Raw genomic sequence first — 15,373 nt, forward strand, 5'->3', positions numbered from 1 at the left:
TTAGTTGATGGCGTTAAGAAGAGCGCTGAACATGGTCTGGACGGAAGAAATGATCTTGGCATTGGCCGTATAGGCATTTTGCAGCGCCACGATCTTGGACATTTCGTTATTCACGTTCACGCCCGATACGTTGGTCACCTTGGTATTGATGGTGGTCTGCACGGCGGTTGCGTAGGTCAGGTTGGTGCTGGCCGTACCAATGACCGCGCCCTGAGCGGAGGTCAGGGAGGTGGCAAGGGCAACCAGCCCCTGCGTACCGCTATATCCGGTCTGGAGTGTCCCGCTTGGCCCCAGGCCCGTGGTGGGGGCAGAGAGCGTACCGCCATCGTCCACATCATCGCTGGAGGTGCCGAAGGTGGTGCTCAGCACTTTGGTAATGGTGCTGATGCTGCCATCCGGGGCAAGCTGGGATGGGGTGGTGGCGTAGCTGTCGCTCACGCTGATGGCGGAGGACAGGCCAACAATACCGTCAGGCGTGGTTTTGGTCGTGTCGTAGGACTGCGCGGTATTCGTACCGTTGGTGAACAGGGACATACCCGCGTTGTTGAAGCGGTTGATCAGCGTTGCGGAGAACGAATCAAGCTGCGCCTGCATGGTGGGGTAGGTCGTGTCGCGCAGGGTAATGTTGGCACCCAGCGTGCCACTGGTCAGGTGGGACGTAATATCCGTGGTGGAGGTGTTGGTCGTGCCATCCGCAACCGTAATGCCCGCAATGGGGGAATTGGCCGGGTCACCCGCCTTGTAATACATGGAATCGGTAATGGTGGTGCTGGCTGTGCCACCGTTGGTTGCCGAGAGCGGCCAGGTATTGCTGGGCAGGGTCTGGGTGTTGTTGCTCAGGCCGATCTGGTCCGGGCGGGTTGGCAGCTGGGTGCCATCCTCGGTCGTGACGATCATATCGCCCTTGGACGTTTCGGTGAACTTTACCCCCAGTTCGGAGGAGAGGTCGTTCATGACCTCAAGACGGCTGTTTTCCAGGCTGGACGTGTCGGACCCAACGGCCTGCAAACCCATGATCTGCTTGGAAAGCTGACCGATCTGGGTGAGGTTCTGGTTGATGGTGGACACGGTGGAAACAATGGTGTTTTCCGCCGTCTGCCGCTGCTGTGTGTAGGTGGATGCCAGCGTGTGGATCGTGTCGGTCAGGGATGTGGCGGCCGTAATGACCGCAGTCTGTGCCGAGCTGTCCAGCGGGGTGGAGGTCAGGGAGGTGAGGGCGCTCTGCACATTGCCCAGCTCGTCCGACAGGGTCTGGGTATCGCCCGATGTGGCGGAGGTGGAGCCCTGAACGGATTCTACCGCTGCCAGCGAATTGGAGGAGGATGTCAGGGCCGAAACTTTGGCATTCTGCGTGTACAGCGAAGATTGCAGGAAGGGGCTGACATTGACCACCGTTTTGCCAATGCGCACACCCGTACCCTGATTGCCCGCAACGGCCGAGGTCACGCTGGCCGATTCGGAGGCATAGCCGGTGGTGCTGGAGTTGGCGACGTTCTGGGAAACGACGGAGTACTGGTATTCAATCCCGTTCAGCCCGCTGGAGGCTATTGATAGAGCTGATCCTAGATCCATTGTGTTCCTCGTCCGTCCATCACGGCGTTTTTAAAAATCTGGTCACGAATAGCAGCCATTTGGCAGCAGTTAAAGAAGTCTTACGACGCAATGGTTTTTAGAAGGTTAACGCGCTGCGCAAAACACCCCGTCAGGTGGCTGCCTAGCTGCTGGAATCCTGCGTGATCTTGTCGATCGCGTTGGTCCGGCGGGTGGATTCGGTCTGCACAAGCTGGAAGTTCAGGTCGTAATCGCGCTGGATTTCCACCATGCGGGTGGTTTCCGTAATGGCGTTGACATTGCTGCTTTCCAGCATGCCCTGCCGGATTTCCTTGTGGGGCAGAACCCGCGTGCGGGTAGTGGGCTTGAGCAGGTAGCTGCCCTCGGGCTGGAGGGTGTTCAGGTTGTCCACCGTCATCAGGTCCAGCGTGCCAATGGCTCCATCCTGCGTGGAGATTGTCCCGTCGGAGGCAACGGAGAGAACATCGTCCTCACGCGGGATAACAATGGGGCGCTGGAAACGGTTGAGGATCGGGTTGCCGTTAATATCCACAATTGTCCCGTCAGAGCGGCGCTGGAACTGGCCGTTGCGCGTCAGCCGCACGCCCTGCGTGGTCTGCACGGCAAAAAACCCTTCCCCGTTAATGGCAAAATCGGTGGGGTTGCCGGTCTGGCGCAACTGGCCCTGCCCGTGGTCCTGATAGGTGGCGCGGTCCTGCGTGTAAGCTTCCGTGCGTTCACCGGGGATGCCGTGAATGTCTTTTTGCTTGACGATATAATCCGAAAACAGCTCGCGGGAGGACTTGAAGCCCGTTGTATTGGCGTTGGCCAGATTGTTGGACGTGACTTCAAGGTCATGCGTTAGCGCATTGATGCGGGACAAGGCGATGTAGGTCGTGTTGTCCATGGCTTCTGACTCCGGCGGGTGATTTGGGTGGTTTGGGCTGCTTACGCACGGCAGGCCCCGAATCATGCGGGGCATAATATGGTTTTCCGTGCAGGAAATCTATTGGATTGACCATAATACAGCAACAGAGGATGTGTGGCATATACAACAAAACGTGGCTTAATGTATAAGTGGTAAGGAATTGGCCAGACAAAACCTCTTGCAATGGCCATGCTGTCGTCTTACCTCTTGCTGGCAATACATGGTGTGGCAGCTAGCGGCTGTGCGTATGGCCATGTAAGTTCCCGCCCATGCTCCCATCATCGTGCTGTTGCTGGGGTGAGCGTGGTGCAAGGCACACCCGGAGGCTTGTCATCCTATGATGCGTTCCCTTGATATCGCCGGTACGGGCATGCAGGCCCAGACGACGAACGTCGAGACAATTTCCCACAACATCGCCAACATGACGACCACTGGCTACAAGCGGCGTCGGGCGGAGTTCCAGGATCTTATCTACCAGGATCTGCGCCGCGCGGGGACCATGAGCTCGGATACGGGTGACCTTGTGCCATCCGGCGCGCAGGTTGGTCTGGGCGTGCGTACCGCAGGCATTTACCGCATTAACGAGCAGGGCACTCTGGAACAGACCGGCAATGCGCTGGATATGGCCATTGAAGGGCGCGGCTACTTCCGCGTTACCCTGCCATCGGGCGAATACGCCTATACGCGAGACGGCACGTTCTCCCTCTCCAACGACGGGACGATCGTAACGGCAGACGGTTATCCGCTCAGCCCCGATATTTCGCTGCCAAACAACGCTGAAAACATTACCGTCGATCAGAGCGGGCAGGTGCAGTACACCCTGTCCGGGCAGACCACGGCGCAGGTTGCCGGGCAGATCCAGCTCGTCACCTTCCAGAACGAAAACGGTCTGGCCGCCATGGGGCAGAACCTGTTTACCTCCACCACCTCTTCGGGTGACCCCATTACGGGCACACCGCAGAGCACGGGCTTTGGGGACATCCGGCAGGGCTTTGTGGAAGAATCGGCCGTGAACGTCGTGACCGAAATTACCGACCTCATTACTGCGCAGCGTGCGTATGAAATGAACAGTAAGGTCATCACCGCTTCTGATGAAATGCTTCAGACACTTACGAATCTGAAATAACATGTCCCTGCGGGCAGCCATACTGCCGCTGCTGGCTGCGGTTTTTGCGGTTCTGCCGCCCGCAGCCTGCCTTGCCGCAACCCTGCGCACGGCAACCACGGTTACATCGGATACGGTGCGGCTGTCGGACCTGTTCATGGACCTCGAACCCGGGCAGGACCGTGTTCTTGGGCCAGCCCCCCTGCCGGGCAGCAGTTTTGTTGTGGGCGGGCGGCAGCTTCTGGCCATTGCCGACCAGTATGGCGTGGACTGGATGGACCAGTCCGCAACAGCGCAGACCACCGTTACACGTGCGGGCCGCGTGCTGGACCGTGATTTTTTTATCCATATGATCAAGCAGAACCTGCCTGATCTGGGCGAAGGCCCTGTAACGGTTGAGCTGGGGGATTTTCACCCCATGACCGTTGCGGCGGATGACCCCAAACCTGTTGTCATGTCCGATCTGGACTGGGACCAGAAGAGTGGTCGTTTTTCCGCCACTGTGTACCGCACTCACCCGCTGGGCGATATTACGCAGGATTCGTTTTTGCTGACCGGGGTGGTCCATGCGGCGCAGCGTGTGCTGGTTTACACCCATGCGCTCTCGGCTGGTACGGTGCTGGCCGCAGCAGACGTGCGGGTGGACGACTCCTACACGGGGCGGAGTGGCTCCAAGGCCTATACGGCGGATGCGGATGTTGCGGGCATGACCCTCCTGCACAGCGTTATGGTGGACGAACCCGTGCTGGAGCGGGACCTGCGGCGGACGATTGTCATGCACAAGGGGGACCCCATCATGCTCTCCTATATTGCGCCGGGCCTGCGGCTGTCGGCCACGGGGCGCGCGCTGGAAGATGGGGGCGTGGGCCAGTATGTGCATGCGCTCAACCTCGCCAGCAAAATGATTCTGACAGGGCGGGTGATCAACGGGTCAGAAATGGAGGTGGACACCACATCGGGCGCCGTGCCATCGGATGGGAACGCCCTGCGTCGCCTCAGTTCGTCCTCCCGCTCCGGTGGGCAGGGCGGCATATACCCCCGGTAGTAGCTGAATGACTTGGAGAGACTTATTGACCCAACACCGTCTGTCTGGCGCCATTATGGTCGGATTGCTGGGCCTTGCCTCCTGCTCCGGGCTGGCGGATACGAGCGAGCTGGGGCACCCCCCACGCATGACCCGTACATCGGACCCCACGCAAACGCCTGATTACCGGCCGGTCACCATGCCCATGCCGCCCTTGCAGGCACCGCCAACCGAGGTGGGTAGCCTGTGGCGGCCGGGTAGCCGTGCCTTCTTCAAGGACCAGCGTGCTTCTCAGGTAGGGGACCTGCTGACCATTAAGGTCGAGATTGCGGATAACGCGGATGTCACGAATGACACGTCCGCCTCGTCCAGCGGGTCGGAAGATTTTGGTATTCCCAGCCTGTTCGGGCTCAAGGGCAAGGCCCTGTCGCACCTGACCCAGTCCGATGCGCTGAACACGAGCAGCGCAAGTGCTAACGCCGGCACCGGCACCATCCGCCGGACAGAAGCGGTCACGCTTACACTGGCAGGCACCATTACGCAGGTGCTGCCTAACGGTAACTTTGTGGTGGTAGCCCGCCAGGAAGTGCGCATTAACGGGGAGTTGCGCCAGCTTATGGTCAGCGGTGTTGTGCGCCCGCAGGACATTCTGGAAGACAACACCGTAACCCACGACCGCATTGCGGAAGCCCGTATTTCCTACGGTGGGCGTGGTCAGCTGACCAAGCAGCAGACGCCGCGTTACGGCCAGCAGATTCTGGACAATGTCCTGCCGTTCTAATCGGGCGGACACCGCGTTTATGTTGCGTTGGGATGAAGGTTCCAAAAAGGTGGGGCATTCCCCAACGCATAACTTGACATAAGGGTTCAATTCACCCCATTCAACAAGTTGTGCAATGCCTGTTTTCTGTGTGTTGCATGGCCATCAATGCCGGGGCGGGGTGCTGCGGCCAGAAGGAACCTGGCGGTAGCCGGATCGCGCATGGATGGCGATGCTGGCACTATCGGCAGGTAACACCACGGGAGATAAGCATGAATAACGGTGACAACGCATTCGGCACCCTGGCCGAGCCTAACCAGACCATACTTGTACAGGGGCTGAATGTTGCTAGCCTGAAGTGTGAAACCGACGCCCCGATCGCTATTGGTGGCACGGTACGCAGCGCGCATCTGCAGGCTCCGATTGTGGATGTTCTGGAAAGCGGTGTGGTCTCGGGCGAACTGGTGGCCGAGGAAGTGGTTATTCGTGGCACGGCGGAAAACGTGGTTGTCCGCGCCAAGCGCTTTTTTGCAACCGGCACCGCCAAGATTCAGAACTGCACGCTGTTCCTTGAAGGCGTGAGCGGGTGCAGCATCCAGCAGGGTGCGGAACTGACGGGTGACTTCAAGATCACCACGGCAGCCCTTGGCGCAGCCCCGGCTGCTCCGGCAGCGCCTGTAACACCTGCTGCCGCCCCTGCAAGCTTTACCCCGGCCGCTGCTGCTCCCGCATCTGCCAAGCCCGTCAAGGTTGAGGTCAAGCCCTCCCCGGCTGCTGCCGTGTCTTCCAAGTCCACCACCACGGAATCCTCCAAGTCTGCATCGGCCAGCACGGATAACGGTTCGGTCTGGGGGGATGTGGATCAGGTCATCCGCTCCACGGCGGAAACGGAAGATGGCCATGCGTCCCTGATGGGTATGTCCGATACGCAGCCGTAAGTCTGTGTCTGGTCTGGGGTCAGGCTTGTGGGTGGGGTGTGTGGCTGGCTGCACTCCCCTTTATGTGGCCGGTTCTGCCGCCATGCCCGACCGCCAGAGTGTTTTTATGAAGAGATGTCGTAGGTTGTGATGCTGATACCCCGTTTGTCGTTCGGGAAACTTGTGCATATTTCATCAAGCCTGATGACTCTTCTTCTGGCGATGAATATCCACACCATCGCCGGACACATGAAGGATGATAGTGCGGAGACGGCTGCGCAGCCTCTGGTTTCTGTCGCGCAGGCGGCAGCGGCCGAGAACATGCCTTCCGTCAACGATTCCAGCAGCAAGACCAAAAGCGACAAGGACGCGCTGGAGGGCTGGGTTTCCGTGCTGGACGCCAACGAGGCGGCGGAAATGTCCCCCGATGTGGGCGATGCGGCAGGTAGCGGCAAAAAAAAGGTGTCTGTTGCGGCAGATGACTGCGCCAAGGGTATTTCCTGCGCACAGGTCAAAACCGGAGCGGCGGGGCTTGGCCCCGACCCCGATCCGGAGGTCAGCAAGGCTGAGGCCGATCTGGTCAAGGATATTCTGGCCCGCCAGTCCACCATTGAGGGCGAGCAGCAGCAGCTTGACCAGCAGAAGCATGTGCTGAACGCCGCCCGCGCCGTGCTGGACCAGAAAATGAACACGCTGGATGCCTCCATGGCCACGCTGGAGCAGAAGCAGGCCGCCCACCGTGAGGTGATGGACGCCGAGACAGACCGGCTGGTCAAGATTTACGAGGACATGCCCCCCAAAGAGGCAGCGGCGGTCTTCAATATCATGGACATCCACGTGCTTATTGCCGTGGCCAGCAAAATGAACACCCGCAAGGTGTCGGCCATTATGGGCAACATGTCGCCCGAACGTGTGAACCTTATCTCCCAGTTCATGGCAGGGGTCCGGAGCTTCCGGGCACCGTCCGATGGGGGAGATGGTGGGGACCGGCTCGCGCAGAACGTAGGCACGGCAACATGGTGGGCCAAGCCCAGTGTTAGTGCCACCCCTGCGGCAGGCAACCGTGCGGGAGGGGCGCAGTCTTCCCAGTAGCCACTGGCCTATTCGGGTTTTTTGGCGCAAGGGCGGCTCTTATCTCGCATTTGCATGGGAAATGGCTTAAAATAACACGTCATCTGGCAGCCATGGCCCGCTTGCCGGGCTTGGCGGCATCAGGCACCCAGATCGACCAGGTCGGACGCAGGGTGCGCGTGTGGGCTTGAAGGACGGGAACAAAAAGGCATGATGATCAGGCGCGGAATAATGGTGGCCCTGGTTCTGGCGGTTGCGGGGTGTTCACCCGACCATATTGCCAGCAAAATAACGGGACGTGAGTGCAGCGCCGGTTATATTCAGGAAGGGGAGGACTGGTGTGCTCCCCCCGAGCGTCCGCCTGCGCCGCAGCCGTACTGCACACAAAGCTGGAATGGTGTGGACTGCTGGGCCCGCCCGGACCTGATGCCCAATGTGGCGCGTGAGGTGGCAGAAGGCCCAACAGGGCTGACGCAGGACCAGAACGCACAGCGGTTGAACATGTCGATCAAAAAAATTCCGCCGACAAACGCGTATTATCCATAAAACGGGGTTCGTTTGGTGCACCGGACCGGGTTACAATACAAGCTGGAGTGGGTCTGGTGTTGCAAGGCTGTTCTTTTACTGTGGCACAACGTGCCCATGATGTGTTTATGGCTATACAGCAGCCAGTTTGCCTTGACGGGCATGATAAGGCGATGGCAAGGCCATGGTTTGGCGGAGCGCGGAGTGTTTGGATGCTGAAACGTCTGGAGAGTTGTGTGGTTCCCCATTTTTCCATCGTGACAGCGTAGCCATTCCCGCATGAAAAATTTTCTTACAAGTCTCAAGGCTCTGGGCCGCACGCAGCAGATCGCACTTGGTGTTGCGGGGGCTGCCCTGCTGGGTGCTCTGGCCTATTTTTCTTTTTATGCCGGAGCCGGAGCCAGCGCCCTGCTGTATGGTGAGCTGGACCTGACCGAAGCGGCCGAAATGGCCGATGATCTCGCCAAGGCCCATATCTCCTTTACCACCAGCCAGGACGGTACCCGCATTTTTGTGGCCAAGGACAAGGTCGCCAGTGCGCGCCTGCTGCTGGCCAAGGATGGCCTGCCCAGCGGTGGTGCCGTCGGGTATGAGCTGTTTGACAAAAGCGGCACCCTGACCAGCACCCAGTTCGAGCAGTCGATCAACGAGACCCGCGCCATGGAAGGCGAGCTGGAACGCTCCATCCGCCTGCTGCATGGGGTGCGGAATGTGCGTGTGCATCTGGTTCTGCCGCACCGGGACCTGTTCTCGACCGAGACAAATCCCTCGCAGGCCAGTGTGGTGCTGGATATTGGCCGTGCTGGCCGTATGGCGCCCGATGGTATTCAGGCGATCCAGAACCTTGTTGCCGCCGCCGTGCCGGGCCTGCGCCCGCAGAATATTTCCATCGTGGATACGCGCGGTGATGTGCTGGTCAAACCGGGTGACCCGGATAGTCTGGCCGGGCAGGAATCGCAGATGGAAAAAATCCGTCATGCGGAAGAGCAGCGCCTTGCTCAGGCGGTGGAGGACATGCTGGTGCCCACACTGGGTGCAGGCCATGTGCGCGCCCGTGCCGCCGTGACCATGTCCACCGAGGAAGTGCACGAAACGGAGGAAAGCTACGACCCCAACCAGCAGGTTTTGCGGTCGCAGCAGACAAGCTCGGACAAGAGCGTTAACACCGAATCCAGCCCCAGCACCACGGTGGGCAACAACCTGCCCAACGCCAATGCCAATCAGGACAACAAAACCGGCTCGACCAACGACCGCGAGGAAGAAACCAATAACTACGAAATTGGTAAGCGCGTGCGGGTTGTTAGCCAGTCGCGCCCCCGCATTGCACGGGTGAGCATGGCGGTGCTGGTTGATGGCACCATGACCAAGGACAAAAGCGGCAAGGAAGTCTGGACCCCGCTGGACGACTCCGAGCTGGAGCGGATTACCACCCTCGCCCAGACCGCCGTAGGCTTTGACAAGGCCCGTGGAGACGAAGTGCGCGTTGTGTCCATGCGGTTCATGCCCGATGGCGGGTTTGATTTTGCTGGCGGCAGCATCGACTACTTCAGCCGCGAAATGCTCATTTACATGGCGGAGTGGGTTATTCCCATCCTGCTGGTACTGGGTGCCCTGTTTATTGGCCTGCGCCCCATGCTGCGCCGCACCGGGCTGGTTACTCTTATTTCCAAGGAACTGCACGGGCAGGAAAAACTGCTCGAAGGTGTGGAGGGTGGCTCCATTGTTATGGGTGCTAACGGCCAGATGCTCCATGCCAGCAGTGGCCTGCCTGTGGGCGAAGATGGCCATGGGGTCGATCTGGATGGTGTTCAGGGCAAGCTGCGGCAGGAAGCACTGGATAGGGTGGCCGATCGCTTTGAAAACAACCTTGATGAAACCATACTGATTATCCGGAGCTGGCTGTCCGCCCCGGATCCGAAGAAGGGAGCATAGGCCATGTCCGAGACCGCAGCAGCCCCCGAGGCACGGCCGCCGGAAGCCCCTTCTCCCGTTGTGCATGATGAAACCAGACACCTGACCGGCAAGCAGCGTGTTGCCATTCTTCTGCTTGCTGCGGGGCGTGAGCGCGCGGTTAAGGTGCTCAAGCAGTTGCAGGAAGATGAAGTCCGCGATGTATCGGTCGCCATGGCCGGGCTGGGGCTGATCAGCGCCTCCGTGGTGGAGGAAGTGTGCGCGCAGTTCACCAAAAACTTCGAATCTTCCGAAGGGCTGGTGGGCACGTACGAAACTACCGAGGAACTGCTGCGCAAGGCGCTGTCGGGCGAACAGGTCGACAAGATCATGGAAGAAATCCGTGGTCCGGCCGGGCGCACCATGTGGGACAAGCTGGGCAATGTGCAGGAAATGGTTCTGGCCAACTACCTGCGCAACGAATACCCGCAGACCGCCGCTGTTATTCTCAGCCGCCTGCAACCCGCCCACGCGGCGCGTGTGCTGACCCTGCTGCCAGAAGACTACGCAACCGAAGTGATGATGCGTGTGCTGCACATGGAAACGGTGCAGCGCGAGGTGCTGGACAGCGTGGAGGCCACCTTGCGGTCCGAGTTTATTTCCTCCCTTGGGCGTTCGTCCAAGCGCGACAGTTACGAACTGCTGGCCGAAGTGTTCAACAACTTCGACCGCAAGACCGAAACGCGCCTTATGGCGTCCATGGACAAGCGCAACCACGCCGATATGGAAAAGGTCAAGGCGCTTATGTTCACCTTCGAGGACATCAAGCGTCTGCCGCACGAAGCCCTCATGCGTATTGTGGCGCAGGTGGACCGCGAAAAACTGCCGCTCGCCCTCAAAGGCGCGTCCGAAACCGTGCGCAAGATGTTCCTGCAATGCATGTCCAAGCGTGCAGGCAGCATTCTGCTCGAAGAAATTTCCGCCCTTGGCCCTGTGCGCGTGAAGGATGCTGATGCGGCACAGGTTGATATTGTGACCATCATCAAGAACATGGCCAATGCGGGTGAAATCGACCTGACCGAAAACGGCGGTAACGACGAGATCATTCCATAATGCTGGAGCGGGCACTCTTCCGGTCTGGTCTGTGCCGTATGGCGGATGGTGCCTCCTCTGGCGGGGGGGCGGATGCGCCTGTGCGCACATACCCACGGGTGATGGATCTGGAGGATTTTGGCCTCCCGGAAGTGGAACCCACCCCCGAAAAAGACCCGGAGGAGGAGGCCCCTCCCGAGCCACCTCCACCCGACCCCAACCTGCTCAGCATCACGCGTGACGAGCTGGCTGCCGTGCAGCAGCAGGCGCGGGACGAGGGCTACGCAGCCGGCGCTGCCGAAAAAGATGCGGAGCTACAGGCCTTTTACACCGGGTGCCTGGCCGAGCTGACCAATGCCTTCAAGGCGGAAAACGTCCGGCGGGACCAGGCATTGGCCAAGGCATCGCAGGTTTTTGTGGCAACGGTAATAGACATTGTACGGAGCCTGACGGCGCTGGATGGCACCGTACTGCAAGGCATGCAGCGCGACCTGCTGGCCGATGCCGCGAGCTTTGCCCGCGAGTGCGAGGGCGACGTAACCGTGCAGTGCAGCCCGGCCGATATACAGCGCCTGCAAGCTGCCTTACAGAATGAGGGCGGTGTGCAGGTCGAATCCATGTCCGACCTTACGCCGGGCATCATACGGATTTCCACGGCAGCCAATACCATTGTCATTGACCCAGTGCAGTGGCGCAAAAACATGGCTGAAAAAATAGTTGCCAGTGTAACGGCCCTTGCGCGCCAGCGCATGCAGCACAACACTGGGCAGGCATAAGCAGGCGGAGACAACCATGACAACAGAGAACACCGATATCGGGCTTGAGGATTTCGCCACCAGCGCGCCAGCGCCGGATGCCTCCGCCACGGCTGCCCCCGGTGCAGCCCCTGCTGCTGATGGCAAGGATGTGGACGACGTCCAGAAGGAAGCCGTTTACGATATTCCGGTCAAGATAACGGCCGTTATTGGTACGGCCACCATGCCGGTCAACCAGCTGCTGCGCCTTGGGCGTGGGGCCGTGGTCGAGCTGGACCGCAAGCTGGGCGAGGCTGTGGACATTTATGCCAACAACCGCCTGATCGCCCGTGGCGAAGTGGTGGTGGTGGACGATAACCATATTGGCGTGACCATGACGGAAATCCTGTCTTCCTCCGCGACCAACGGTTAAAATCCTTGCCTGCACCCGGTACAGCCGCCGCAAGCATTGCCCAGCCCGCTGCCGGGTTGGGGGCAGGGGCGTTTGTTGTGCCGGTTTTGACCTGCATTGTGGCGTTTGTACTTGTTATCGGGCTTATTTTTCTGGCCCGTTACGGGCTCAAGTTCATGGAGCCGTATCTGCTTAAAGGGCGGCAGACGCCCAATCTGGCGGTTATGGAAAGTGTGGCCGTGGACCAGCGCAGGCGGGTAAGCGTTATCCGTTACGGGCAGAAAAAAGGGCTGGTCCTGACCGGCGGCGGCAATGACGTGTTTATGGGCTGGGTAGATGATGGCAATGCCGTGCCCTCCCCCGCTCCCCCTTTGCCCGGCGGGCAGCCTGCGCCCGGTCCGGCCCCCCATATCTGATGCACAAGCGGAGCCCCAAGCCTTGACAGTTCCTGCCTTTACAAGACGTGGCGTGTGGTTTGCGAGCCTTGCGCTATGTACTCTGGCGGTAGGCGTGCTGGCAGGCATGCCGGTTGTGGCCCATGCCCAGTCCATAGCGCTGGATCTGGGCAAGGGTGGGGACCCGGGTACGACCAGTCGCATTATCCAGTTGACCGCCCTGCTGACGGTGCTTTCGCTTGCGCCCAGCCTGCTGGTTATGGTGACGGCTTTTACCCGTATTATTGTGGTGCTCTCGCTGCTGCGCGGGGCTATTGGCTCGCAGGGGACACCGCCCAACACGGTGCTGATCGGGCTTGCTCTGTTCCTCACCTTTTTTGTCATGCAGCCCACGTTCCAGCAGTCATGGGATCAGGGGATTGCCCCCATGATGGACGGACAGGTGGAGGAGATGGAAGGGCTGAAGGCGGCAGCCGAGCCTTTTCGCACGTTCATGCTCTCCCATGTCCGGTCGGCTGATCTGGCCACGTTTGAGCGTCTGGCCAACGTAACCCCCGCTGCAAACGTGGCAGATACGCCGTGGCGTGTGCTGATGCCCGCTTTTATGGTGGGTGAACTCAGCCGCGGGTTCGAGATGGGGTTCCTGCTGTACCTGCCGTTTCTGGTTATTGATATTGTCACATCCAGCGTGCTGATGAGCCTTGGGATGATGATGTTGCCACCTGCAACCATATCCCTGCCATTCAAGCTGATTTTCTTTGTGCTGGTTGACGGCTGGCAGATGGTGGCCGGGGGGCTTGTCCGCAGTTTTGGCGGCTGAGCAGGGGCGCTGCTCTGCCCCTGTGTTCCGGCACGGGTGGAGTCTGCCGGTTTTGTTTCCCCATAATAATAAATAGTCGCAAGTAGAGCGTTTGAGCCTTTAATATTGCAAGGTTTTTAGAAACCGCAATGCGGTTACAGGCTTGCTCATTGTCAAGAAAAAGCTATCATTTCTCGCAGGGCAGGCACCTGTTCCGTCCGGCTTTATGGCCGGAACGGAGGTGGTGGCCGCTATGGTATTGTTTTTAGGTATTTTATCTATCAGGAGCGCAAAGCCGATTGTCTGCGGATCATACGATCTTCTGTAAAGACATCTAGTCACGAACGCGGTATGAAGACCCTTGCTTGTCTGGTCCGTGTGTCTGGATGAGAACAGATTATCTGCTTTTTATCTCAAGGGGCGTCCACTGGCGTTTCCTGGTTTTTGTAAATGTGCAAGGGGGGCCATTAAGGCCACGGCTGGCTGGCGTTTTTTCCATGTGCGGGAAGAATGGTCAGGAGTTGCCGCGCAAGGTGCCCCAATAATATGAAGGAAGTTGCACTGATATGCTGCAATGGCTGAACAAGGACGCTCCGTTCCGCGAGAAGATTCGGGTTGTTATGCTGTGTCTGGAAGCATACTTCATGTTCCAGATCATTGTGGAGACAGTTGGCTTTTTCTGGCACGCGCCAGCGCATTACACGTATATCATCAACATGGCGGCTCTTGTTTTCGGGCAGCTGGTTGTTCTGCAGATCTGGCGGTGGTTCACAAGCCTGATCACCGAGCCGGTTGAAAAACTGGCCACGATGGGCGAAGAACTCGGCGACGGTGTCGCCCACAACAACATTCCCTTCCTCAAAAACAAAGACTGCGTTGGCCGCCTTGCCCGCATTATGGCGCGCTTCTCCCGTATGGTGGAAGAGCAGGCCACAGCCCGCCAGCGGCAGGAAAAAATGGCGTCCGAAATTCAGGGCGCCCTGACCGGCAGCCAGGAACGCGACAAGCACACCCATCTGGTTATCGAGCGTCTGGGTCAGGCTCTGGCCGACATGGCGCAAGGTGACCTGCGCGCACGCATTGAAGACCCGATTTTTGATGGCGAGTTCGCTCCCCTGCGTGATGCGTTCAACCATTCCGCTTCCCGCCTGAACGAAGCGCTGAGTGCCGTTGCCTCCAACTCGGACCTGATCTCCACCGGTGCGGCAGAAATTTCCACCGCGTCGGACGATCTTGCCAAACGGACAGAAAAGCAGGCCGCCAACCTTGGGCAGGCCGCCTCCTCCGTGCGGACCATTACCGAAGGTGTGCAGAGCAACGCCAAAGCCTGTGCCGATGCCAATGCCGAAAGCCAGCAGGCGCTGGAAAAGGTCAAGGCCGCAACAACGGTCATGACCGAAACCACCAAGGCCATGGACGGGATCAAAAGCTCCTCCGATGCGATTGGTGAAATTATTTCGGTCATAGACGGCATTGCCTTCCAGACCAACGTGCTGGCCCTGAACGCAGGCGTGGAAGCCGCCCGTGCGGGTGAAGCCGGGCGCGGGTTTGCCGTGGTTGCGCAGGAAGTGCGCTCGCTGGCCGAACAGTCCGCCACATCCGCCAGCGAGATTAAGCGTCTGATCTCCGTTGCTGCCGAGCAGGTGGCCAAGGGTGTGGATCTGGTGCAGCAGACCGGGCGTTACCTGAGCGACTTTGCCGGCAGCACCCAGAACATTGCCATCCGTGTTGAGGAAATTTCCTCCTCCACACAGGATCAGGCCCAGCGCCTGTCCGAAGTAACCGCCTCCATTGGCGGCATGGATCAGGTGACCCAGCAGAACGCCGCCATGGTGGAAGAAACCACGGCAGCCAGCCACAACCTGACCGCCGAAACCCGGACACTGGCAGCAACCCTCAGCCGCTTTAAAATGGATACGTCCGGTGTGCGCGCAAGCCGCCCGTCCCGTCCGGCCCTTGCTGCGCCGCGCTCTGCCGCCCCCCGGCCCAAACCCGCGAGCCCGGCCCGTGTGGCGGCTCCGGCGCCTCAGGCCCCGGCTGCTCCCGCGCTGTCCATGCCCACCACATCTTCCGATGCAGGCTGGGAAGAATTTTAATGGCCATTATTCCAGCATGTCAGGGGCCGCTCGGCCCCTGCCTGTGCGGCTGACAAGGGAGCGGACCGTTGGCT

15 protein-coding genes are annotated in these 15,373 nt (G+C 59.5%); 13 read left to right on the forward strand and 2 right to left on the reverse strand.

Translation table 11 applies throughout. The annotated features are described in order from the left end of the window. Positions 1–1,572 carry a flagellar hook-associated protein FlgK gene (flgK, locus tag ACSYTG_RS01165; protein ID WP_095349709.1) on the reverse strand — a complete coding sequence of 524 codons (1,572 nt, stop codon included), beginning with the start codon at positions 1,570–1,572 and terminating at the stop codon, positions 1–3. Between the two features lie 142 nt (positions 1,573–1,714). Continuing rightward, positions 1,715–2,458: a flagellar basal-body rod protein FlgF gene (gene flgF / locus ACSYTG_RS01170; protein WP_086646177.1), complete on the reverse strand. Its 744-nt coding sequence runs from the start codon at positions 2,456–2,458 to the stop codon at positions 1,715–1,717. Positions 2,459–2,816: 358 nt separating this feature from the next. Here flgF and flgG point away from each other — a divergent pair, with 358 nt between their 5' ends. From flgG to ACSYTG_RS01235, 13 genes are all read left to right on the forward strand, one after another. Then, a complete protein-coding gene (gene flgG / locus ACSYTG_RS01175; protein ID WP_086646096.1) occupies positions 2,817–3,605 on the forward strand; it encodes a flagellar basal-body rod protein FlgG in 789 nt (262 codons plus the stop codon). A 1-nt stretch (position 3,606) separates the two neighbouring features. After that, entirely contained in the window at positions 3,607–4,629 is a 1,023-nt protein-coding gene (flgA, locus tag ACSYTG_RS01180) for a flagellar basal body P-ring formation chaperone FlgA (protein ID WP_165925666.1), read from the forward strand. 55 nt (positions 4,630–4,684) lie between these two features. After that, complete coding sequence (flgH, locus tag ACSYTG_RS01185) at positions 4,685–5,389, forward strand: flagellar basal body L-ring protein FlgH (RefSeq protein ID WP_233129099.1); 705 nt, start codon at positions 4,685–4,687, stop codon at positions 5,387–5,389. Positions 5,390–5,640: 251 nt separating this feature from the next. Beyond that, on the forward strand, positions 5,641–6,306 hold the full coding sequence (locus ACSYTG_RS01190; protein ID WP_415420948.1) for a hypothetical protein: 666 nt from the start codon (positions 5,641–5,643) through the stop codon (positions 6,304–6,306). Positions 6,307–6,534: 228 nt separating this feature from the next. After that, positions 6,535–7,377 (forward strand): MotE family protein, encoded by an 843-nt coding sequence (locus ACSYTG_RS01195; protein WP_491706434.1) that lies wholly within the window; start codon positions 6,535–6,537, stop codon positions 7,375–7,377. A gap of 210 nt (positions 7,378–7,587) precedes the next feature. Further along, positions 7,588–7,902, forward strand: a complete 315-nt coding sequence (locus tag ACSYTG_RS01200) for a hypothetical protein (protein WP_233129092.1) — start codon at positions 7,588–7,590, stop codon at positions 7,900–7,902. A 258-nt stretch (positions 7,903–8,160) separates the two neighbouring features. Then, positions 8,161–9,813 (forward strand): flagellar basal-body MS-ring/collar protein FliF, encoded by a 1,653-nt coding sequence (fliF, locus tag ACSYTG_RS01205; RefSeq protein WP_095349710.1) that lies wholly within the window; start codon positions 8,161–8,163, stop codon positions 9,811–9,813. 3 nt (positions 9,814–9,816) lie between these two features. Next, a complete protein-coding gene (gene fliG, locus ACSYTG_RS01210) occupies positions 9,817–10,884 on the forward strand; it encodes a flagellar motor switch protein FliG (RefSeq protein ID WP_086646089.1) in 1,068 nt (355 codons plus the stop codon). Continuing rightward, positions 10,884–11,639, forward strand: a complete 756-nt coding sequence (locus ACSYTG_RS01215) for a FliH/SctL family protein (protein ID WP_489783588.1) — start codon at positions 10,884–10,886, stop codon at positions 11,637–11,639. The genes fliG and ACSYTG_RS01215 overlap by 1 nt, the downstream gene beginning before the upstream one ends. Before the next feature lie 16 nt (positions 11,640–11,655). Next, positions 11,656–12,030 carry a flagellar motor switch protein FliN gene (gene fliN, locus ACSYTG_RS01220; RefSeq protein WP_086646087.1) on the forward strand — a complete coding sequence of 125 codons (375 nt, stop codon included), beginning with the start codon at positions 11,656–11,658 and terminating at the stop codon, positions 12,028–12,030. Positions 12,031–12,035: 5 nt separating this feature from the next. Beyond that, a complete protein-coding gene (locus ACSYTG_RS01225; RefSeq protein WP_278740298.1) occupies positions 12,036–12,425 on the forward strand; it encodes a flagellar biosynthetic protein FliO in 390 nt (129 codons plus the stop codon). 106 nt (positions 12,426–12,531) lie between these two features. Continuing rightward, complete coding sequence (gene fliP, locus ACSYTG_RS01230; protein ID WP_086646176.1) at positions 12,532–13,224, forward strand: flagellar type III secretion system pore protein FliP; 693 nt, start codon at positions 12,532–12,534, stop codon at positions 13,222–13,224. 545 nt (positions 13,225–13,769) lie between these two features. Further along, positions 13,770–15,299, forward strand: a complete 1,530-nt coding sequence (locus ACSYTG_RS01235; protein WP_086646085.1) for a methyl-accepting chemotaxis protein — start codon at positions 13,770–13,772, stop codon at positions 15,297–15,299. Positions 15,300–15,373 lie beyond the last annotated feature (74 nt).

Source organism: Acetobacter sp. ESL1128, from assembly GCF_058505085.1.